General features: G+C 41.4%; 19 protein-coding genes and 1 pseudogene. 15 read left to right on the forward strand and 5 right to left on the reverse strand.

The annotated features are described in order from the left end of the window. Nucleotides 1-53: 53 nt before the first annotated feature. Nucleotides 54-977: a LysR family transcriptional regulator gene (locus tag IGI52_RS20660; protein WP_438782343.1), complete on the reverse strand. Its 924-nt coding sequence runs from the start codon at nucleotides 975-977 to the stop codon at nucleotides 54-56. A gap of 164 nt (nucleotides 978-1141) precedes the next feature. On the opposite strand from IGI52_RS20660, the gene metF reads away from it, so the two are divergent. The 7 genes and pseudogenes from metF (at nucleotide 1142) to IGI52_RS20695 (ending at nucleotide 8055) form a co-directional block, all read left to right on the forward strand. Then, the gene (gene metF, locus IGI52_RS20665; protein WP_048718368.1) at nucleotides 1142-1999 is read left to right on the forward strand and encodes a methylenetetrahydrofolate reductase [NAD(P)H]; all 858 of its coding nucleotides are present in this window, start codon (nucleotides 1142-1144) and stop codon (nucleotides 1997-1999) included. Nucleotides 2000-2287: 288 nt separating this feature from the next. Beyond that, the gene (locus IGI52_RS20670) at nucleotides 2288-3541 is read left to right on the forward strand and encodes a MalY/PatB family protein (protein WP_438782344.1); all 1254 of its coding nucleotides are present in this window, start codon (nucleotides 2288-2290) and stop codon (nucleotides 3539-3541) included. Beyond that, nucleotides 3492-4589 carry an aminotransferase class I/II-fold pyridoxal phosphate-dependent enzyme gene (locus IGI52_RS20675; protein ID WP_438782345.1) on the forward strand — a complete coding sequence of 366 codons (1098 nt, stop codon included), beginning with the start codon at nucleotides 3492-3494 and terminating at the stop codon, nucleotides 4587-4589. Before IGI52_RS20670 ends, IGI52_RS20675 begins: the two co-directional genes overlap by 50 nt. A 22-nt stretch (nucleotides 4590-4611) precedes the next feature. After that, a complete protein-coding gene (locus IGI52_RS20680) occupies nucleotides 4612-5523 on the forward strand; it encodes a LysR family transcriptional regulator (protein ID WP_049219610.1) in 912 nt (303 codons plus the stop codon). Between the two features lie 188 nt (nucleotides 5524-5711). Next, complete coding sequence (locus IGI52_RS20685) at nucleotides 5712-6428, forward strand: alpha/beta hydrolase (protein WP_438782346.1); 717 nt, start codon at nucleotides 5712-5714, stop codon at nucleotides 6426-6428. 504 nt (nucleotides 6429-6932) lie between these two features. After that, nucleotides 6933-7317: pseudogene (locus IGI52_RS20690) on the forward strand (hypothetical protein). Nucleotides 7318-7374: 57 nt separating this feature from the next. Continuing rightward, nucleotides 7375-8055, forward strand: a complete 681-nt coding sequence (locus tag IGI52_RS20695) for a hypothetical protein (RefSeq protein WP_438782347.1) — start codon at nucleotides 7375-7377, stop codon at nucleotides 8053-8055. Between the two features lie 261 nt (nucleotides 8056-8316). Here IGI52_RS20695 and IGI52_RS20700 read toward each other — a convergent pair whose 3' ends face one another. After that, a complete protein-coding gene (locus tag IGI52_RS20700) occupies nucleotides 8317-9285 on the reverse strand; it encodes an AraC family transcriptional regulator (protein WP_438782348.1) in 969 nt (322 codons plus the stop codon). A gap of 167 nt (nucleotides 9286-9452) precedes the next feature. On the opposite strand from IGI52_RS20700, the gene IGI52_RS20705 reads away from it, so the two are divergent. Genes IGI52_RS20705 through IGI52_RS20720 form a run of 4 tightly spaced genes read left to right on the forward strand, consistent with a single transcriptional unit; the run spans nucleotide 9453 to nucleotide 14127 of the window. Beyond that, complete coding sequence (locus IGI52_RS20705; protein WP_438782349.1) at nucleotides 9453-10778, forward strand: MFS transporter; 1326 nt, start codon at nucleotides 9453-9455, stop codon at nucleotides 10776-10778. An 11-nt stretch (nucleotides 10779-10789) separates the two neighbouring features. Further along, the gene (locus tag IGI52_RS20710; RefSeq protein WP_438782350.1) at nucleotides 10790-12784 is read left to right on the forward strand and encodes an alpha-L-rhamnosidase-related protein; all 1995 of its coding nucleotides are present in this window, start codon (nucleotides 10790-10792) and stop codon (nucleotides 12782-12784) included. Nucleotides 12785-12821: 37 nt separating this feature from the next. After that, the gene (locus IGI52_RS20715) at nucleotides 12822-13475 is read left to right on the forward strand and encodes an MFS transporter (RefSeq protein ID WP_438782351.1); all 654 of its coding nucleotides are present in this window, start codon (nucleotides 12822-12824) and stop codon (nucleotides 13473-13475) included. After that, entirely contained in the window at nucleotides 13465-14127 is a 663-nt protein-coding gene (locus IGI52_RS20720) for an MFS transporter (protein WP_438782352.1), read from the forward strand. Before IGI52_RS20715 ends, IGI52_RS20720 begins: the two co-directional genes overlap by 11 nt. A 215-nt stretch (nucleotides 14128-14342) precedes the next feature. Here IGI52_RS20720 and IGI52_RS20725 read toward each other — a convergent pair whose 3' ends face one another. Next, nucleotides 14343-15215 (reverse strand): MurR/RpiR family transcriptional regulator, encoded by an 873-nt coding sequence (locus IGI52_RS20725; RefSeq protein WP_438782353.1) that lies wholly within the window; start codon nucleotides 15213-15215, stop codon nucleotides 14343-14345. A 193-nt stretch (nucleotides 15216-15408) separates the two neighbouring features. Here IGI52_RS20725 and IGI52_RS20730 point away from each other — a divergent pair, with 193 nt between their 5' ends. Genes IGI52_RS20730 through IGI52_RS20740 form a run of 3 tightly spaced genes read left to right on the forward strand, consistent with a single transcriptional unit; the run spans nucleotide 15409 to nucleotide 19441 of the window. Further along, nucleotides 15409-17217 carry a beta-glucoside-specific PTS transporter subunit IIABC gene (locus tag IGI52_RS20730; RefSeq protein ID WP_438782354.1) on the forward strand — a complete coding sequence of 603 codons (1809 nt, stop codon included), beginning with the start codon at nucleotides 15409-15411 and terminating at the stop codon, nucleotides 17215-17217. Between the two features lie 25 nt (nucleotides 17218-17242). Then, entirely contained in the window at nucleotides 17243-18679 is a 1437-nt protein-coding gene (locus IGI52_RS20735; RefSeq protein WP_438782355.1) for a 6-phospho-beta-glucosidase, read from the forward strand. Next, nucleotides 18680-19441: a formate/nitrite transporter family protein gene (locus IGI52_RS20740; RefSeq protein WP_438782356.1), complete on the forward strand. Its 762-nt coding sequence runs from the start codon at nucleotides 18680-18682 to the stop codon at nucleotides 19439-19441. Between the two features lie 52 nt (nucleotides 19442-19493). Here the strand turns inward: IGI52_RS20740 and xerS are convergent, their stop codons facing one another. Next, nucleotides 19494-20657 carry a tyrosine recombinase XerS gene (gene xerS / locus IGI52_RS20745; RefSeq protein WP_438782357.1) on the reverse strand — a complete coding sequence of 388 codons (1164 nt, stop codon included), beginning with the start codon at nucleotides 20655-20657 and terminating at the stop codon, nucleotides 19494-19496. A gap of 151 nt (nucleotides 20658-20808) precedes the next feature. Here xerS and IGI52_RS20750 point away from each other — a divergent pair, with 151 nt between their 5' ends. Then, nucleotides 20809-21855 carry a bifunctional transcriptional activator/DNA repair enzyme AdaA gene (locus IGI52_RS20750; RefSeq protein WP_438782358.1) on the forward strand — a complete coding sequence of 349 codons (1047 nt, stop codon included), beginning with the start codon at nucleotides 20809-20811 and terminating at the stop codon, nucleotides 21853-21855. 25 nt (nucleotides 21856-21880) lie between these two features. On the opposite strand, the gene IGI52_RS20755 is transcribed toward IGI52_RS20750, so the two are convergent. After that, on the reverse strand, nucleotides 21881-22207 hold the full coding sequence (locus tag IGI52_RS20755; protein ID WP_144325959.1) for a hypothetical protein: 327 nt from the start codon (nucleotides 22205-22207) through the stop codon (nucleotides 21881-21883).

A 22207-nucleotide genomic window follows, 5' to 3' on the forward strand; every position in this document is an offset into this window, starting at 1 on the left:
AACTTTTGCGAGTCAAAGCTATCTCATCAAAGAGAAGCTTTTGACTCCTTTTTTTATTCAATAATATCAAACCCATAGCCGCGAATGTGTTCTTTTAACAGCTCTAGATAGGTCTGAGCTAAGGGACTGAGCTCAAGCTGCTGCTGTTTGATCCAGCCGAGGGTGATGACATCCTGATACTCTAGAGGAATCGCGACAATCTTATCATCGTTTAGTTCGCTGCTGATGATTCCTGAACTGATCGTATAGCCGTTTAAGCCTACCATCAGGTTGAAGATTGTTGCGCGGTCACTGACTTTGATGTTCTTTTTTCGATCCCAGGTGCTTAGAATTTCTTCGGAAAAATAGAAGGAATTGTTTTCTCCTTGCTCGTAGGATAAATAGGGATAGTCCTCGAGATCCGCTAATTTCAGCGTTTTTTTTGCTACTAAAGGATTGGTACGGCTGACAAAGACATGCGGTTTGGCATTAAAAAGCGGTGTGAATTCTAAGCCTTTTTCTTTGAACAGCTTGGTCATGACTTGACGGTTAAAGGAATTCAAATAAAGAATACCTAGTTCGCTTTTAAAGCTGGCGAGATCATCGAAAATATTTTCTGTTTCGGTCTCGCGCAGGGTGAAATTATATTCCTCGGCATTGACGGTGCGCAGTAGCTCCACAAAAGCATGGACCACAAAGGCATAATGCTGAGCGGATACTGAAAAATTCTGGCGTCGCAGCGGCTCATTCTTAAATTTCTCCTCCAGCAGATTGACCTGATCCAATATTTGCCGAACATAGATCAGAAATTCACGACCTTCAGCGGTAGGGATGATCCCCTGCTTGTTGCGAACTAGCAGCTGTACCTTTATTTCATTTTCGAGCTCCTTCAACGCATTGGAAAGACTGGGCTGAGTCAGATACAGAGCTTTTGCAGCCTCATTTATTGAGCCTTTTTCAATAATTTTTTCGAAATAGATCAATTGTTGTAAACGCATCACTTCACCTCTTTTTCTATGATTATAACGGAGGTTATAGTTATTAGCTATAACCAGTTATTACTTTTATCAGTTATTCAAGGCGAAAAAAGCATGGTATTGTGTAACGTATCACAACAAACGAAGGAAGTTAGTTAAATTCTGACAGAAGGGAAGTGCAGCCAGTGTCCAGCACGCTATCATTTGAGGTGTTTCCGCCGAATACACAGGTCGGAACGGAGAAGCTCCTGACAACATTGGAGGAGCTGCAGCAATTAGCGCCTGATTTTATCAGTGTGACCTGCAGCAACAATCGTCAAACCATCGAAGAGACGACGTTGAAGGTAGCCGATTATATCCATACGGAGCTTCAGGTACCAACGATCGCGCATTTGCCCGCGGCTTACTTGGATCAAGCGCAGGTTCAGCGACTAGTAACGCGATTAGATCAAATCGGCATTCATCAGATATTGGCGTTGCGAGGGGATATCATTCCAGAGCTGCCGCCTAAACAGGATTTTACTTATGCCAGTGATTTGATTGATTACGTGAAGCAGCAGGCACCGCATTTTCATATCAGCGGCGCTTGTTATCCTGAGACGCATCCAGAGTCGCAAAATCGCATTGAGGATGTTAAAAATCTGAGGCGGAAGGTTGCTGGCGGCTGCGATCAATTGATCACCCAGCTGTTTTTCGACAATGAGCTTTTTTATCAATTTCAAGAATCCTGTGACTTGGCGGATATCAAGGTTCCGATCTTAGCGGGGATCATGCCGATTGTAAATCGGAAGCAGGCCTTGCGTTTGATTAAGACTACCAATACTAAGCTTCCGCGCAAGTTTTTAGCCATTTTAGAAAAATACGAGCATGATCCGATCGCTCTTAAAGAAGCTGGCTTGGCGTATGCTATCGATCAGATTATTGACTTGGCGACACAGGATGTGGCGGGGATTCATCTGTACACGATGAATAACGCTGAGGTAGCGAAGCATATCTATTACAACACCAAAAACGTATTGAAGGGTCAGATCGAGGTACGCTAGTTTTTCAAGAATAAAATAATTTAACGTTGAAGAGAAGAGTAGTTGACGCTGCTAAATACAGAGACCTCGGCTGGTGAGAAAGAGGACATGGCAAACTCGATGAAGATGAGCTCTGAGTGTTCTTGCGGGTTCACGCTCGCTAGACGGTTGCGACCGTTATTTCGCCGAGCTTCTTATGGAGCTGTCGAGGTATTTTTGTAATACGAATTTGGGTGGTAACACGGTATAATCCGTCCCTTTGTCAATTGACAAAGGGACTTTTTTATTTTCAAAAAAAGGAGTGAGTCGATGGAAATTGCAGATTTTGTCCAGACATTTTATCAAAACAGAAAACAAACAGACTCTTTGAAGTGGGATGGTTTGAAGGAACGATACGGTGCTGAAGGCTTGCTGCCACTTTGGGTAGCGGACATGGATTTTTCTATGCCGACAACTGTTCAAGCAGCATTAACGGAACGGATCGAGCATGGTATCTTCGGCTATTCCTTGGTTCCAGAAAATTATTTTTCTGCTTATGCAAGCTGGCAGGAGCGCCATGAACAAACTAGATTTCGCAAGGAATGGCTGCATTTTACGACGGGTGTTGTACAGGGGCTTCACGATTTGATCGAATGCTTTACCGAAAAAGGCGATCAGATCCTCATTCAGCCGCCTGTTTATTACCCCTTCTTTAATGTGATTGAAGACCAGCAGCGGGAATTGCTCACATCGAATTTATTAGAAACAGAGGACGGCTATCGAATGGATCTGGTTCATTTCCAGCGGCAGCTAATGGAAAATGAGGTGAAACTGTTTCTTCTTTGCTCCCCGCATAATCCAGTTGGACGCGTCTGGCGCAGAGAAGAACTAAAGGAAGTTCTTTCCCTGTGTCAAAAATATGATGTATTGGTCATTTCCGATGAAATTCATTCAGATTTGATTTTGTCTGGTCATTCGTTTGTTTCTGCACTAACGATCGCTGAGGAATTAGATTGTTTCGAGCAGCTGATTGTCTGCAACGCGCCGTCGAAAACTTTTAATTTGGCGTCACTACTGAATGCGCATATCTGGCTGCCTGATCCGAAGCTACGAAAAAAATATCAACAATGGGAAAAGCAGCATCGCCATACCGGTCTTAGTACTTTAGGGCAGATAGCTGCAATGACTGCCTATGCTACAGGCGATGAGTGGCTACGAGACTTGCTGGCTGTGGTGGAGAAAAACTATCAACTGTTAAGAGGACGATTAGCAGAAAATATTCCTGAGATTAAGATCAGCGAGCTGCAAGGTACTTATTTAGCTTGGCTAGACGTAAGAAATTGGCTGCCAAAATTATACGAGATAAAGCATTACATCCAAGATCAATCCGGCTTAGCCATTGATTATGGTGCTTGGTTTTCGTCGGAGACTAAAGGATTCATCCGTATAAATTTAGCAACAAAACCAGAAAATATTGAAGCTGCAGTGAAAAGATTAATCGAAGTGGATCGCAACATTAAAGGAGTTATCACAGATGAATTATCAAACAGCAACAGAATTAGCGCAGATCGGCAATCGCAGTGACATACAGACAGGAGCAGTCTCAGCACCGATTTATTTATCGACGACTTTTTCTCATCCAGCGTTGGGACAAAGCACCGGATATGACTATACTCGGACTAAAAATCCTACGCGAACAATTTTAGAAGAAGCACTGGCAAATTTAGAAGCTGGCAGTCAAGCAATCGTTACCAGTTCAGGAATGAGTGCGATTCAGCTAGTCTTTAATTATTTTCCGGCTAAGAGTGAATTTTTAGTATCGAGAGATCTCTATGGCGGCAGTTATCGTTATTTTCAAGAGCTAGAGCGGCAAAATGCGTCAGTCTTTCATTATTTTGAGGATTTTGACAGCTTAAAAAGTCAAATCAATGAAGAAATCACAGCCATCTTTTTAGAAACACCGACGAATCCTTTAATGCAGGAGGTCTCAATCACTGAAGCAGCAAAGCTGGCGCATCAATATCATGCACTGTTAATTGTAGATAATACATTTTCAACTCCCTTGCGTCAGCAACCTTTGAAAGAAGGGGCGGATATTGTGGTTCATTCAGGGACCAAATTTTTAAGCGGTCACAATGATTTATTGGCAGGCGTCGTTGTGGCGAAAGAACCAGAGGTTGGTGAAAGATTGGCATGGCTCAGCAATACTACGGGTCCAACCTTATCCAGCTTTGACAGTTGGCTGTTCATTCGTAGTCTCAAGACGCTAAAGGTCCGTTTTGAGCAGCAGGAGCGCAATGCGCAGAAAATTGCAGCAGCTTTAGAGAATATTTCACCAATTGAGAAGGTCCTTTATCCAGGAATTGGCGCGATGATCAGCTTTTGTGTTCGTGATGCAGCCAAGATACCAGAATTTTTAAACCGACTGAATTTGATTACCTTCGCTGAAAGCTTAGGCGGGGTGGAGACGCTGATCACCTACCCAACAACGCAAACGCATGGGGATATCCCCAAAGAATTACGGGAATCTTACGGGCTAACGGATCATTTATTGCGTCTTTCGATCGGAATTGAAGACAGTCAGGATTTATTGGAGGATCTGATTTGCGGCTTCCAGGTATTTGACGAATAAGCACTATGGAAAGGAGAAATTCATGAATTTACAGCAATATCGTTACGTCCTGACGATCGCTAAGGTCGGAAGCTTTAGTCAAGCAGCTAAAGAGCTGTACGTCACGCAGCCCAGTCTTTCTAGCGCCATTAAGGAGGTAGAAAAGGAGCTGGACATTCAGCTGTTCCATCGCTCCAAATCCGGTGTTTGCTTGACAGAAGCGGGTAGCGACTTCTTGATCTATGCCAAACGAATCTTGGCTCAGGTAGAAGAGATGGAAAACCATTTTTCGTTGGGAACAAAGAAGAGCTTCACCGTGGTTTCCCAGCATTATGACTTTCTTTATGAGCCTTTTGCGAAAGTTACGAAGAAATTTCAAGCGGATTGTCGGAATTTCTATTTAATTGAGACGACTACCAAACGAATTCTTGAAAGCATTCGAGATTTTGAAAGCGAGCTGGGAATTTTGTATCTGAATCCGCAAAATAAGCGATTGCTTGAGCGTTATTTCAGCCAAGAAAGTTTGAAATTTGAGGTGCTGGGGAATTTTTCTACGCATATTTATTTGGGTGCGGACCATCCGCTTAGTGGGAAGTCAGTCATAACGAAGGAGGATCTTTTGGTTTATCCTCAAGTCCGTTTTTTTCAAGAGGACAGCGGTTCAGTCCATTTAGATGAGGACCCGATTGACATATCCAAAGAGCAATCCAATTTCTACACCAGTGACCGTGGAACTCTGATGAATTTACTAGCTGCATCTGATGCGTATGCTTCTGGCTTGGGCATCATCAACGGCTTAACTAAGGAGCAAATCGTGCTTCGTCCCTTAAAAGATGCCGAGGTTCATTCTTTAGTGGTGATCTCTAATAAAATGCGCAAACCGACAGAATTTGGAGAATACTTTCTCAAGCATTTGAAGAAAACATTACAGAAAAGCGCTAGAGATCCTAAATAAAAACACCAAATTTCCATAAAAAGGCTCATTGGTGCGGCACAGTTGATTGAGCGAGGCGTGCACACTTGTGACTTTAGTCGTGGGTAATCGGCTGTCGGAACGTTAATTACTAGAAAAGCAGGGTCACAAAAATTGCTCCAAAATGCTGGATAATGATATGATGGCAACGAAGGAAAGGAACGATCACAGTGAAGAAATGGAAAAAGCTCCTTCTGACTGTTCTTATCGGAATCGTTGTCGTGATAATCAGCGGAATTGCGTATGTAAAAACGCAAACTTATGCTCCGACAGAGACCGCGCAGCAGGTGACGGAACAGGCAAAAGAAGGCAAGGATTGGCTGTATTTTCCTTCTGAGGACAAATCGAAGCCGATAATCATTTTTTATCCCGGGGCCTTAGTCGATCCAGGAAGCTATAGCCCCTGGGCTCAAACGCTGGCAAAGGCTGGCTATCCAGTTTATCTATTGAAAATGCCGCTGGACTTGGCGATCTTAGCACCAAATCGTGGGGAGCAGGTACTTTCTCAGCAACCTAAGCGAGACTTTGTATTGGGAGGTCACTCATTAGGCGGTGTGATGGCAAGCCGTTTCGCCCAGGAGCATTCTGACAGATTAGTAGGAGTGTTTTTCTTAGCCAGTTATCCAGATGAAAAGGGAAGTCTAGCTGATAAGAAGCTGCCCGTACTCTCCTTGACTGGAGAGAAGGATGAGGTATTGAATCGTGACGCTTATCAAAAAGCCAAAGAGGATTTGCCTAAAGACACAAATTATCAAGAAATCGTCGGTGGAAATCATGGCGGCTTTGGTGCGTATGGCGCTCAAAAGGGCGATGGAAAATCAGATATCAGCGATCAAAATGAGCAGGTAGCTCAAAGGCTGATTACTTGGCTAAATAAGGAAGTTTAATCAAAGGACCGATCGGGAAAACTGATCGGTCTTTTTGGTGATCTAGTGAATCAAGAGGCATGATTTTGACAGATTTTATTTAGCTGCGTCTCATCGGCTAATTATTGTGAACTTGCATATATACAACAGTAGGACAACCTATATGTCATGGCAAACAAATCTAATAAAAATCAAAAGTAAAAGACATCTTAAAGTAAAGAAATTACACTGTTTTAATGATGCCTCTCAATCAGCTTTTTCAGTGTTTAAACGGGCTATTTTTATTCAAAATACAATCATTTCGTGGGCTTTTTTCATATTTTTAGATAAAAATACGGGTATTTATTTTTGTATTAAGTTATTTTATGGAGGAGTTTGACGCGTGGTTGTCGTATTTCTTAGTTTAGGATTTTTATATTTTAGTTGCAATCAAATTTTTGGTGTGTAAATCCCGTGGAAATAGGCGTATGTTAGTGGTGTAGATATCTCAACAAAGAACTATTCTAAACGAAAGGGGGAGAATGAATGCACGAGTATGGCATTACCGATAAAAAACTATTTACGCTGTCACGGCAGACAGTCGAAAAACGCATTCGCAAGTTTTACCATGAGACAAAAGATGGCACGGCCACCATCGAACTGTTGATTGCACTGCAAGTTAGAGCAGAACTCTGCGAATCAGAATTCAAGAGTGTGTTACGCGGATTAGCGAACTACATTTTCTTAAAAACCCGCTCAACTGCCGCGATGCGTCGCTATTATATTTATTTTACTGATTATTTTGGAAAGAAAGAATGGCAATTATTATCCGCAAAATTATTCCCAGCGCAAACCTATGTCGCTGAAGAAGCGGAGGAATTTAGTGAGCCAAATCACCGAAGAACCATTAACAGGATTTGTGGAATCATGAAGGTGATTTCCAGTCCAAGTGAAGAAAAATGAAAAACGAAAGGAAGAAAACTAAAAAATGAAAACGATTACGTTAGATGCGGAATTTGCCGATGAAATTGGCAAGCCCCATCATTTGAAATTTAAACATTTTGATCCCACCAAAACCGCGGATCAAGTCAAAACAGCATTAACCAAATTAACCAAGATTGGTCTGTTTGAAAAAGACGGGATCGCGCTATTCAAAGAAGTTTTGCACGCCAAAGTAATCGTGCGAGAAGACCGCACGATCTTTGATGATAAAGAAGAAATTGAAAAACCAGCAAACGATCCAATGAGTGTCATGATGGAGGCAGCTGGCGCACAGCCAGTTGTACAGGCGACTGTTGCAAAAGAAAAACCGCAGCCGCAGTCTGTAAAAAATACCGGACAAATCCGCTTTCCAGAGGATTTCACAATCACCGAAGAGCAGCCAAAACCAGGCTGGTTAATTAAAACCATCCAGCTGCCAATGGGAGTGGAACCGCAGGATATCAGTGAAAGTCAGGCATTGATGATGATTACATCCAGTCTGCCAGCAGGCGTCTCCGTAGAGGATCTGGCGGTAGATGAGCAAGCAACGCCAGCGAAGCTGATTATTACGGCGAAATATGAAGAGGAAGCAGAAGAACCAATAGCCTCCGCAAATAAAGAATCGCCGCCAGCAAAACCTAAGAAGAAACGGAAACGATTACTCAATCGTATGCGCAAGCGAGAATAAGTAGCACACTTCCGTCTTATCAAAAAATCCAACGTTGGGATGAGGCGGAAGTGTGTACGATTTGAAAAGGTGAGCGCAAATTTTAAGCCCGCAAAAGCTGCGGGCTGTTTGCCGTGGGAGAATTTGCTGAACAATGTGCGAGGATTAATCCTTTCCTCAATTATGGTATTTTTCATAGACCAGACGTGTCAGTCAAAACGAAGAGATTTTTTAAGTATGAAAAGCTCTTCGAAGCCTTCATCTAGCTGATATTAAGCTGAATCAATTTGAATGTTCATTTCTGAAAAAATTGGGTGTTTGGCCTGTTTCCTTTTTGAATAATTTGAATATCGAGGGGACACTTTTATAGCCAATTTTCATAGCGATCGTGCTTAAGCTGTCTTCAGTTTCACTCATCAGTCGTTTTGCTTCGGAAACGCGTTTTTGATCAATTAGTTCTTGAAAGCTGCTGCCGGTCTTATCCTTAAGCAGATTACTTAGATAATTTTTGTTGTATCCAAATTTTTTTCCTAAAGATTTCAACGTGATAGTTGTGTAATGATCATTAATATATTTTAAAATTTGAATCAGTGGATCGTTAATGGTCAATTTCTTGTTTGTACTGATAATCGGGATCGACGAGATTTCAACCATTAAAGCACAATAAAGCAAGTTGATCAGAAGCCTTTTATCTCCGCTGGTTCGGTTATACCCAGCCAGTAAAAGGGCAAAAAAAAGCTTCTTGGAAAGTTCACTTTTGGATGCATCCAAAAGAATGTAATTATTGTGCTCATTTTCAGCGTTGGCAGCCTGAAAGAAGAAATCCGTAACTAAATTTCTCGAAGCGGGGAGGTTCGGTATGATTTCATTTTGGATAGATTCTTTGTCCAGTAAAATATTGATCAGAATATCCTCTGAGTCGACATGATCAATTTGCTGGATTACTTTGCGATCTAAAATAACCAATTGATCTTTTTTTAAAAGAAATTTTTCACCATTTAAGCGTTGCGTGCATTGACCGTTCAGCACGTAGTTAATTTCAATAAAACTGTGTGTATGTGCGGGTGTATATGAAAATCGCGCATGTTTGTTTATAGCGATATTTCCGTATTTAAAAAAATCAGCCTGAGGTATCTCAGGGACGATCGAACGATGATATTTCAAATTCATTGTATTAATGTTTTTCCCAGTCTTCTTTTGCAAATCTTCTACAGTTGTCTCATCATACAGCTGCTTCAATAATTCTTCCATTGGCGTACTCCTCCTATCAGTCTTAAGTATACTCATTGACCGTTAAAAAGTTCCAAAATATCACAGAACCTGTATTTTGGCTATAACTATTCTATCTTTTTGAAATTGAAGCCCTCTAGTGAAAGCGGTTAATATATGGATGTAAAAAGAAAGGAGATTTAAAACAAATGAATAGTAGTACACAAAGCAAGTCCTTAGTTAAGGAATATAGCCCATTAGCAACGGCTGCGGGGATTGGTTCTATGTTAGGTTCTGGCTGTATTGTCGGACTTTCCGCCACCATTCCTGTTTGGCAGCAAGGGCTGGGGTTGACGACTTCACAGGTTGGATTTATTTCAGGAGGCTTAACTTTCGCTATTGCCTTTGGATCATTATTTGCTGGGAAGATTACAAGTTTATTCGGATTATTCAATTCCTTTAACTGGATTAATTTATTTTATGCGATTGGGTCGATGATTTGTATTTTTTCAGGAAATTTTGCTGCATTGCTTGCGGGTGTCTTAGTGATGGGAGTGGCGTCAGGAGCTGATCTGCCGATTAGTTTAACGGTGGTTTCACATGATGCACCAGATGAAAAGACCTCTGCGGAATTAGTATCTTCTACCCAGATTTTTTGGCAGGTAGGGATTTTTATTTCTTATATCTGTTCGTTTTTACTATCTGGTGTAAGCGGAGTATTGGGTGCTCGGATAGTGTTCGCAATATTATTTGCCTTCTCCTTATTCACTTGGATTTGGCGCAGCGTTTCTAAAAAATTCAAGAGATTTCATGAGGAAGGGCTCCAACGGCAAAAACTACTTAAAGACGGCTCGCAGGAAAAACAGGAAGTCTCAATAAAGTCTGTGCTATTTGGAGAAAACAAAAACAAGTTCTTAGGGTACTTTTTAGCTATTTTGATTTTCTATGTATGCTGGAATTTATTAGCTAATACGTGGGGACAATTCCAAACCTACGCATTAACAAATGCAGGTGCTTCTCAAGCACAGGCAACTGGACTGGGTATCGTCTTGAATATTGTATCGCTGGTAACCACGATTTTATTTGCTTCTGTTTCTGGTAGTAAGTATCGAAATAAGGCCTTTTTCGTCGGTGCGTTTGTCCAATTTATGGCGATGCTTAGTATGGCGGTTATTGGGGGCGGAACAGGTTTTATCATGCTGGCTGTCACCATTGGATTTTATAACTTTGGAAATCCGATGGCCGGAGAAGCAATCTATAAAGTTTGGACACAGGAATCATTTCCGACAGAAGTACGAGCTACAATCCAAGGATTTATTAATGGCTTTTCTAGAGTATGCTGCGGTTTATTCGCATTTATAACACCCTTTTTAGTTACTCCAGGAAAAATTCAAACGTCAATGTACGGATTTGCTGGTATCGTCTTGTGCGCTACTTTTGCTGGAATCATGATGATGCGTCTTCAAAAGAAAAATAAGGTCGTAGTAATCGAGGATTCGATTGATGATAACGAGCTTAATACTGACAATGTTTAGGTGGGATAACGATGGAAAAAACAGAAAATGCAAGATGGATATGGTATCCGGGAGATTTTGAGATTCGACAAGGATTATTGCAGAATTTTTCAAGAGAAGAGCGTAGCTATGATTGGCCTGCCTACTGGAATATGGATGATTGTCATAAGAATGTAAAGTTTAAACGTTATTACACCTTGGAAAAGGCAACGAGTTTTGTGGTTCATGCAATCGGGATCGGCTATGTTGAAGTCAATGGAGAAAAATTTCCTTTTGGTAAAAAAATTCTTTGTGAACCAGGGAAAAATAAAATCCGGGTGTTTGTCGGCAACACAGCTGGCCTGCCGGCTGCTTATATCGAAGGCGAAATAATTAAGAGTGATGGCGGCTGGTCAGCAAGTAATTTTGTTGAAGAATTGCCTGCTGGCAGTAGCACATTGTATACAGATAAAGAACAGGACCCAAATAACATCTATTTCAATACGGAAAGGGTGCAAGCAGCGACTGTTTCGTCAATCAATGGTGGTGTTTTGATCGACTACGGACGAGCAGTTTTCGGTACATTAGACATTAAGAAATTAGCATTAGATAAACCGATAACGATTTGCTATGGCGAGTCCGATGCGGAAGCATTGGACATTGACATGTGCTACTACAAAGAAGAAAATGCCGACGCAAATAGTACGCCGCGGAAACGAGCATTCCGTTACCTGTTTATCCCGGAGACTACTCCAGAACAAGTTGAAATAGAGGCGATCCACGAGTTTATTCCTTTAAAAAATCAAGCTTCCTTTGATTCCGACAATGAGTTAATGAATCGTATTTGGAATATTTCAGTGGAAACCTTTACTTTATGCAGCGGAATGTTTTTCTTAGATGGAATCAAACGAGATCGTTGGATTTGGTCAGGAGATGCTTATCAAAGTTACTTTATCAATCAATACTTATTCTTTGATGAGGACATTAACACTAGGACTATGCTTGCGCTGCGTGGGCAAAATGAGATCAAGCAGCATATGAACACCATTGTGGATTACTCGATATTGTGGGTTATCGCAGTAGAAAACCATTACATGATGACCGGTAACAAAGAATTCTTGAAACAGATTTACCCAAAAATGAAATCCATGATGGATTATCTGATAGCTCAAACTAACGAGTTGGGCTTTATCTATGGAAGAGAAAAAGACTGGATTTTTATTGATTGGTCAGAAATGGATAAGGAAGGTACGTTAGCTGCTGAGCAGATATTGCTGCTGAAGGCTTATAACGCAATGATCGTTTGCGGATCAGTTGTTGGTGAAGACACGAGTGAGTATTCAGCTAAGTATAAGCAGCTAGAAAGAAACCTGATGACTTATTTTTGGGATGAGGAAAAGGGTGCCTTCATTGATTCGTATGAATCAGGTAAACGACATGTTACAAGACACGCCAATATTTTTGCTGTTCTATTTGATTTTGTTGATAAGCTAAAAGCGGAAAAAATCTTACAAAACGTCCTGTTAAACGATAAGATTACTCAAATCACTACTCCTTATTTCAAATTTTTTGAACAAGACGCATTATGTAAGCTAGGTCAAACCGATCGGGTCTTTAACATTATTTGTGATTACTGGGGCGGCATGGTTCAGCAGGATGCCGTTACCTTTTGGGAAGAATATATCCCTGATGAAAAGGGGAATGCTGTTTACGAAATGTACGGAGATCCATTTGGCAAAAGTTTGTGCCACGCTTGGGGAGCTAGTCCAATCTATTTGTTAGGCAGATATTTTGCAGGTATCCGACCAACCTCGCCAGGGTATCAAACCTTTTCTGTCGAACCAAAGCTTGAATGTTTTTCTGCGATCGATTGTACATTTCCAATAAAAGGAGGGTCGATACGAATTAAAAAAGAAGCAAATACGCTAGTTGTTTGTTCGACGAAAGAAGGGGGCACAATGTTGCTAAATGGTACGGATGTCGTCCTTAAAGCGAATATGGAATATGCCTTCGATTTACCAAAAGAATTGGTCGGGAATAGTTATTGATACTGTTGCTTTTGAAGAAGAGAGGTGGAAAATACAAGTGACGAAAATCGGGATAATCGAAAAAATTGGTTTTGCTTTAACGAATTTAGGAAACATACCAATCATGACGTTGTTGAATACCTATCTCTTGATTTTTTATACGGATGTTGTGGGGATTGATCCCGCCATTGTCGGCACCTTGTTTTTGATTTCAAGATTGTTGGATGGGGTTAGTGATCCCTTGCTTGGTTTTCTGATTGATCGCTTTCCCAGGACGAAAATCGGAAAATACAAGCCAATTCTAATCGCGGGTTCACTTATCTGTTGTATCAATTACTTATTAGTATGGTTTTCTCCATTGCTTTTTGAAGGACAGAAAATTTTAGCGATCAGTTTTTCCTATATTCTGCTAGGTATCACCTTCGATTTGATGGATATTCCGTTAAACAGCTTGATTCCCGTATTGACAACTCAAGAATCTGAACGCAATGTATTGTCGTCAATTAAAGGGATTTCCTACACCGTAGGGCCAACGTTGTTAAATATCGCCGCTCCTTTAATTCTGGCAAATAACAGCAGTAAAATTTCCGGCTATCTGATCTTAATCGTTGGAACTGTCATCATAGTGGCCTTCTTTACGATTGTAGGAACCTTCAAAATCGAAAAAGAAACACTACTCAATCAAAGATGCATTAAAGATTTTGAAGATTAAGGAAGTAGCGACACTCTTTATCAGTATGCTCTTTATCACCGCCGCTACAAATATTTTTAACGGCTCCCTGTTGTATTATTTAAGCTATATTATAAAGGAACCGCGCTTATTAAGTATAGCGAGTTTCATTGGTTTGTTCGGTGCTTTAGGTGCTGGGATTCTTGTACCGAGCATTTCTAGAAGAGTTGGAAAAATCAACTTATATACTGTCGCTCTGGTAATAATTAGCATTGCTATGTTATTTCTAATGGCGTTTAAGAATTTAAAGCTCGCCTTTTTGATAGGCTATGTCTTGGTGCAATTCGGATTAGGCTTTACGAATACTTTGCAGTACAGCATCTCTGCTGATAATGTTGATATCGTTCGCAAAAAACTGGGCTTTGAACCAGCAGGATTAATCGCGTCACTGAACTCACTTATCATGAAATTTGCGATGGCTTTAGGCGGTGCCGTCCCTGGATTTGTCTTATCTTATACAGGTTATGTTGCAAATAAGGAACAGCTGAACAGCGCGTCTGTTGGAATCATTGTTTCAACCTTTGCCATTCCTTTTGTTTTGTATATTTTAACCATTTTAGTCTTTAACTACGGCTTTGTTTTCTCTAAGAAAAAGTCACTTTTGAAAGAAAATAGCAACTCTCCGATTGGGTAATTATTAGCATAAAACAACCAATATTTATTCTAGGAACTTAGAATAAATATTGGTTGTTTTATTTCTTCACGTTCACAAATCATTCGTAGTATCACTTTTTTTCCTGAGAGGTGGGAATAAGCAGTGGTGTAGGTGAGTCTCTAATTGTCCTAACTGCTCAGTGACCTAAACTAATTATTTACCTTAACCGTTAATGAGCTGTTGAAAGAAACAAATTACTCCTCCATCGTTGTCGAAGTGGCATTACGAATATCTGCGATCCTTGAGGTAGTAATAATGTGCTCCATATTTTGCTCGAAGTTTTTGGCAAAAAGAGTCGAGTATAGAATATCTAGTAAATGTGTAACAGAGGTATTTGTTGAGTAGTGCCCGACTTTTGAATAGAGACGTTCGCGTGTAGCCATATGCAAAACGGCGTCCGCGTTTTGTGACAAGATATTATCGGAGAAGCTTGTGATTGCTACAATCGGAATGTTCTGTTCTTTTAACACATCGGTGATTTCTCGCATCTTATTGCTGCTTCCAGTATAGGAAATCATTAAAGCGCAAGAGTCCTGTTCCATATTAAGCGCGTCATAAATGTGTTCACCCTCAAGCTTGCTGATGTTGACAGCATACATCAGACGTTTCATTTTGAATTGAAATTCTTCTGCCAATAAAATATTGACACTACTGGCAAAGATCGTGATTTGCTTGCTTTTATTAAGAAAGTCTACCGCTTTTGTCAACTCTTTATAGGATAGTAAATCTACAATATCGTCAAAGGTACTCTTTTTTAATTCGGTGATTTTGTTGGCGATGCTTAACACGGAATCATTGTTTGAAAAAGGGATATTTAAATCCACCCCTGAGATTTCTCTTTCAAAATAAGTGAGTTCCTTTATGAAGGATGCTTTTAGGTCATTCCAACCGTCAAAGCCCATCTTGTTTGCTACTCGGATAAAGGTGGAAGGGGAGGAAAAGCTTTCTTTTGCCGCTACTTTGATTGTTTTATTGGCTAACTCATATTTTTGACTTTGCATGTAGTCCACGACTAATTGTTCTGCACCGGTAAATTTGGTGGCCTTCATTAACTCCAAGATCGTCACGTTTAGCAACCTCCTTTAGAATTTTGTTTCAGAAAAAACGATTGATTTTAAGCAGAAATGAAAACGGTTTTCCTAAATGCTTAAGCCCTGTTGGAAAACGCTTTAGAATACACTATATTTTACATTGTAAGACCAAACAAAACAAGCTGGGTTAAGGCGCCTAACCCGCAAGAAAGTACGGGGTGAAATTGTTATGGATTACAAAATGTTAGCGAAACAAATCGTTGAGGATGTCGGTGGAAGTAAAAATATCATAAAGGTTTGGCATTGTGCAACTCGGTTGAGATTCAAATTAGTAGATGAACAAAAAGCTGATACGGCAGCGCTGGAAGCTCTAGCTGGCGTGGTGACAGTGGTCCAAAGCGCTGGTCAGTATCAAGTGGTGGTAGGAAATTCAGTCGGAAAGGTTTATGAGGAACTGATCCAGTTGGATGATCGATTCGATAATCAAGTAACGAATCGAGTGGCAGAAGATAACGAAGAAAATCAAAGTTTGATCAATAAATTGCTGGCGTTTGTGTCAAGCGTCTTCACACCTTTTTTAGGTGCATTGGCTGCTTCAGGAATCTTAAAAGGACTCTTGATTCTAGCAGCAAATTTCAAGCTTTTATCTGAAGCCGATGGAGCTTATCAAATTTGGAGTGCGTCATCCGATGCTATTTTCTATTTCTTACCATTATTCATTGGATTTACTGCGGCTAAGCAATTAAGAGTCAATCAATTTGTGGCCGTAACGATTGCAGGAGCACTCGTTTATCCCAATCTAATCACGCTGATGTCAGAGGGTGGAGGCTTAGAATTCTTTGGTCTGCCGATTCAATCAGCGACTTACTCGGCTTCTGTTATTCCGATTTTATTAGCGATCTGGGTATTGTCTTTTATTGAACCGTTCTTTGATAAACTTTTTCCAGAATCGGTGCGAAATATTTTTACACCACTTTTGTCGATCATGATCATGGTCCCTGTCACGCTGATAGTCGTGGAGCCAATCGGAAATATTGTCAGCAGTGCTCTAGCAACGGCCTTGGGATCAGTCTACAGCTTTTCACCAATGATTGCTGGACTCATCTTAGGCGCGATCCATCAAGTGATCGTCATCTTCGGGGTTCATTGGGCCTTGATCACCTTGATGATCAATAATATTTCTGAGTTTGGACAAGATCCTTGGCTGCCGATCGTTTGTATCGCGGTATTTGCTCAGGCGGGTTCGGCTTTAGGCGTTTTCCTGAAAACCAAAGATAAGAAAATGAAATCTATCGCCGGTTCGGCTTTTATCACGGCTATTTTTAGTATCACAGAGCCTGCGATTTACGGGGTTAATTTAAAATTGAAAAAACCGATGTATTTTGCTCTTATAGCAAGTGGGATTGGTGGGGCGATTGCCGGATTTGGTCAGGTTCAGGCTTCCACTTTTACTTTCCCAGGAATTCTAGCTATCCCGACGTATTTAGGAACGGGCTTTGGCTTTGAGGTAGTCGGTCTGATCGTTGGTTTATGTGGAGCGACTGTGTTGACGTATCTTTTTGGCGTGAAAACTAGTGATGAGACTGAAACCAAAACCGCTGGTGATCTGATCGTTGAAACACCCATCGATGGAAAAAGAATCGAGCTACAGGAAGTAAACGATCCGGCATTTTCAACTGGTGCGATGGGCAAAGGCTTTGCGGTGGTTCCGACAGAGGATACACTCAGAGCACCGTTTTCCGGAACGGTTTCGGCTATTTTCCCGACGAATCATGCGATCGGTTTAACGACGAATTCGGGGGTCGAGCTGTTGATTCACATTGGAATTGATACGGTTCAATTAAATGGAGATTACTTTGAAGCCCTTGTTTCACAAGGTCAAGAGATAAAAGCCGGACAAGCCTTGATCCGCTTCGATAACGAAAAGATCCAAGCAGCTGGTTACGACACGACAGTGATTTTTGTAGTAACCAATAGTTCCGAATTTGAAAATCTACAAGTCGATATTTTACAAGAACAGCCGATTCAGTTGGTTTAGTCTATTTGAAGTGAGGGAGTCAGTGATGAAATTAAGAGACAATTTTTTATGGGGCGGTGCTACAGCAGCGAATCAATATGAAGGTGCCTACCTAGAAGATGGCAAAGGCTTGACTATTAATGATGTGGAGATGGGTGCCGAGCACGGAAAAGCACGAGAAATCCATCAAACGATTCAGGCTGATCGTTATTATCCTAGTCATGAGGCGGTTGATTTTTACCATCGCTATCAAGAGGATATCGCGTTATTTGCGGAGATGGGTTTTAAAAGCTTAAGAATTTCGCTTTCTTGGGCTAGAATTTTTCCTAACGGCGATGATCTAGAGCCGAATGAAAAAGGCTTGGATTTTTATGATCGAGTGTTCGACGAATTATTAAAATATGGTATCGAACCAGTTGTTACTCTACATCATTTTGAATTGCCGTTACAGTTAGTCAATAAATATGGAGCATGGAGAAATCGAAAATTAGTTGATCTGGCGGTCAGATATGCCCAGACCGTGATGGAAAGATACAAAGATAAAGTCAAATACTGGATCACCTTCAATGAAATCAATGCGCTATTTATTTCGAAGCAGCCGTGGCATATGGCAGGGATTCTTTATCAAGAAGGTGAGAATAAGGTCAATACAATGCTTCAAGCAGCGCACCATCAACTGGTTGCTAGCGCCTTAACAGTGATAGAGGGCAAGAAAATTAATCCAGACTTTCAATTTGGCTGCATGTTATTGTATCCATGCACCTATGCGGCGACGTGTCATCCCAAGGATCAAATCAAAGCCAGAGAAAAGCTGTTAGCAACTTATTATTTTGGCGATATTCATATTCACGGGCGCTACACAAATACTTGTCTGTCTTATATTGAATCATTAAATGGTCATATTGAATTTGAACTAGGAGACGAAGCGATTCTAGCCCAAGGAACAGTCGACTATTTGTCCTTCAGTTATTACTTCTCAGCGATTGAAGGTGTCAGCGAAGAGATTGAAATGGCAGAAGGCAACTTATCCAGTGGTGGAAGGAATCCCTTTTTAGAAACGACCGAATGGGGCTGGCAGATTGATCCAATTGGCTTGAGAAATTCGTTGAATCAGCTGTATGATCGCTATCAGATTCCTTTGTTCATTGTCGAAAATGGTATTGGTGCGCTAGATAAAGTTCAGAAGAATGGCACGATTGAAGATGATTATCGCATCCAGTATTTGGCGCAGCATATCAAAGCACTGAAAGATGCGGTAGAAGTGGATCAGGTGGATCTTCTAGGCTACACCGTTTGGGGACCAATCGACATTGTTTCAGCTGGAACTGGTGAGATGCGAAAACGCTACGGTTTCATTTACGTCGATAAAGATGATGAAGGAAATGGAACGTTGAACCGTTCGAAGAAAAAGTCCTTTGAATGGTTCAAAAAAGTCATCGCTACAAATGGTGAATCGGTGGATTTAGAAGAGGTGCAGGTCTAAATGGATGACTACTCTCTGCTCTTAGAGGCAGGTCAAAAAAAGTTTGCTTTCTTCCGCCAAGCTCCCTTGAAGTTTTTTGTGAAATCCATTCTAGCAGGTGTTTACTTAGGTGTTGCCATGAGCCTTTCACTCGCATTAGGAGGAATCCTGACGACACTTGATCCTAATTTAGCCAAAATTGCCTTTTCAATGTTTTTCGGGTTAACGTTCATTTTGATTATTTATTTAAATGGTGAACTGTTTACGGGCAATTGCCTGACAACCGCTTTTCCATTTTATGCCAAAAAGCAGAAGCTTTCCTTTTTAGCCAAAATGTGGGGCAATTGTCTGCTAGGCAATGCGGTTGGCGTGAGTCTTTATTCTGTGTTCTTTATCAGAAGCCAAGCATTGAAAAGTATTGTGTTTCCATATCTCACAGATTTGGTAACGGCAAAACAGACTTTTACGATCGAAAGCTTAGTTATCAAGTCAATATTATGCAACTTCATTGTTTGCCTTGCAACATATGTAGCATTGAAGGTTAGAGATGACATGGCAAAGACACTGATCATGTTAGTGGTGATTATGACATTTGTTTTATGCGGATTTGATCATTGTATTGCCAATATCGGATTGTTTTTGATGCAGGGGATGGTTGATAGCGCCGTGCTGAATAGCTTTAGTGTATTCCAAAGTATCATTTTTTCAATTATTGGGAATGTTGTTGGTGGGGCACTGTTGTTGGCGGTACCATTGTATTTTGTTTTAGCGCCTAAAAAATAAAGATAGAAAACCGTTTCGCGAGAATGCTTGCGAAACGGTTTTTTCTATTTTTCTATGTCCACAAGTCATTCATAGCATCACGTTTTTTCTTCCCAGCAATATGAGTATAAACCGTCGTAGCAGACGTCCCCGATTGTCCCAGCTGCTCAGCGACTTGTACCAAGGAATTGGTTTTACTGTAGAGTTGTGTGGCGACAGAGTGACGCAGCTTATGAGGTGAGATTTTGATCTTGAAGGCTTCGGAATATTTTCCCACCATTGCTTCGACTGCACCGCCGGCGATGCGTTTGGCTTTGCCGCGATAACGGGTTAAAAAGAGGGCGGATTCGTTTTCATCTGGTCGATACAGCTGTTGTCTTTGATTAAGATAATCCGTTAGATATTCGATCGCAATCGAAGAGATGACCACCATATCCCATTTTCCGCCTTTTCGATAGACGCGAGCTTCTCCGGCGGTCAAATCGAGATCCTGAACATTCATATTGACCAGTTCAGCCAGCCGCATGCCGGTTCCTAGAAAAAGTCCAATAATGGCGAGATCACGGACTTGGTTTTTCTTAAAGGCTGTAATTGCCTGGCGACTTTCCAACGTTTCGATGTAGCGATGTTCGACAAAATCGAGAAAGTCCAGGGCTTCATCATCTAAGAAAAGCTTCTTCTCAATCGCGGCACCGCGCTCGGCCATGGTCTTATTATCCTTGACATTTGCGACTTTTCCCATCATATTATGTTCAAGATAAGGCTTGCCAGTTTTACGATCGATCGCCTCATTCAAATAGCTGAAGAGGGAGCGCAGGGCGGTTACGCCACGTTGAACGGTGACATTTTGCCGCAAGGGAAGGGCTTGTTCGCTTTCTTCTAAACGTTTCTTAGTCGATTCTTTTAAAATCTTCGGCGCTTTGACCAAGTGGGCTTTGTAGAACTCCAAATCCTCCGGCCATAATGCCGCAAACTCCTCCAGTGTAATTTCTGAGAGTTTCTCGGCCGAAGAAAAGCCTTCTTGGATCAGCCAATTCAAAAAGCGTCGATATTCTTTGGCGTATTCATATAAGGTGATGGAAGAGTATTGATCACCGCTTTTTTTACGAAAATAATTTTGGACGAACCAGGGGAAATATTGGATTTCTTCCTCCATCCGTCGATTGGCTTCTTGTTGATTCATCGCTGCCAACTCCTTTGTAACTAAAAGTATAAGACAGCGCGCAAGTAGTGTCAAACAACAGTTATTTTATAACGTCCAACTGTCATTGAAACAAAATGTTATTATCTTAGACGGTTATTTAATAAATAGAAAATAGTTGTTCATTTTTCGGAAGAAAGTCCATGTTAGAAGGTTTATACTATTGGTAACAAAGGGGGAATCCGAGATGATTACTTCAAAGAAAAAACAAGCAGAGTATTATCACGCTTTAAAAGAGAGAGACCGCAGCTACGATGGCATCTTTTTTGCAGGAATAAAAACGACGGGGATCTTTTGTCATCCAACCTGTCGAGCACGCAAACCGAAAATGGAGAACTGCGAGTTTTATCCAACAGCAGAAGAAGCGCTGCTGGCAGGCTACCGGCCCTGCAAAATTTGCCAGCCCTTGTCATTTCCGCAGGCAATTCCGGAAGAAGTTCAGCTTTTGGTGAATGCAGTGGAAGAGCAGCCGGAAAAACGCTTGAAGGAGGCGGATTTTTCAGCGCTTGGACTGAACTCCGTCACAGCTCGCAGAAAATTCAAAGAGGTCTATAACATGACTTTTGTCCAATATGCTCGGGCCCGCCGGATGGGTTTGGCTTTTAAGGAAATCAGTCAAGGCAGCAAGGTAATCGATCAGCAGCTGGAGTCTGGATATGAATCAGCCAGCGGATTCAATGATGCCTTTACGAAAATTATGGGAAATCCCGCGAAAAAAGTCGCTGCACGTACGTTAAACGCCTCATTTATTTCCACCCCCATCGGTCGAATGCTGTGTCTAACCGATGACGACGCGCTCTATTTATTGGAATTTGAAGATCGGCGTGGACTAGAGCGTGAGATCGAAGCGCTGCGTGACAAATACAACTTTCGGATCATTTATGGTCAAACCGCCATCAATCAGCGTGTGGAGCAACAATTGAACGAATATTTCAAAGGCGAACGCACAGAGTTTGAGTTGCCGCTGTTTCTTGACGGGTCCCCTTTTCAAAAAGAGGTCTGGAATAGTTTGATGACGATTCCAAGTGGCGAAACGGTCAGCTATCAGGAAATTGCGGAGCGTTTAGGAGATAAACGAAAAGTTCGTGCAGTGGGAAGAGCAAACGGCTCGAATAAGATCGCCATCGTCATTCCCTGTCATCGAGTGATCGGACACAACGGAAATCTGACCGGCTACGCGGGCGGATTAGAACGCAAGCAGTATTTGTTAGCATTAGAAATGAAGTATCGCTAAAAAAGAGCCCTGATCGGTTCTTTTTTTAGTTCAAGCGGAAAATTATCGCGGCGAATGCTAGAAAAAGTACAAACAGCACTGCCAGCAAACAATAGATTTTCCGTTTGAGTTGAAGAAATTTTTCCACTTCAGCCGGCTTCATTAAGCTAGTAGTTTTTCGACGAGCAAAAAGATAAAGCAGCAGGCCGCCACCGTTTTGTCCGCCGGTAGCGATCAATGACCAAAATTTTGGATTTTTGATGCCGCGGCTTTTGGCATCTAGCATGATTAACGAAAAGATATAATAAAATAGGCAGCAGGCCCCTGCCAAAAGTAAAACCATTAAAAGAATCATGAGCGCTGTTTGGTTCAT

Source organism: Enterococcus sp. DIV0187, assembly GCF_051713785.1.
Taxonomy (GTDB): Bacteria; Bacillota; Bacilli; order Lactobacillales; family Enterococcaceae; genus Enterococcus_A; species Enterococcus_A avium.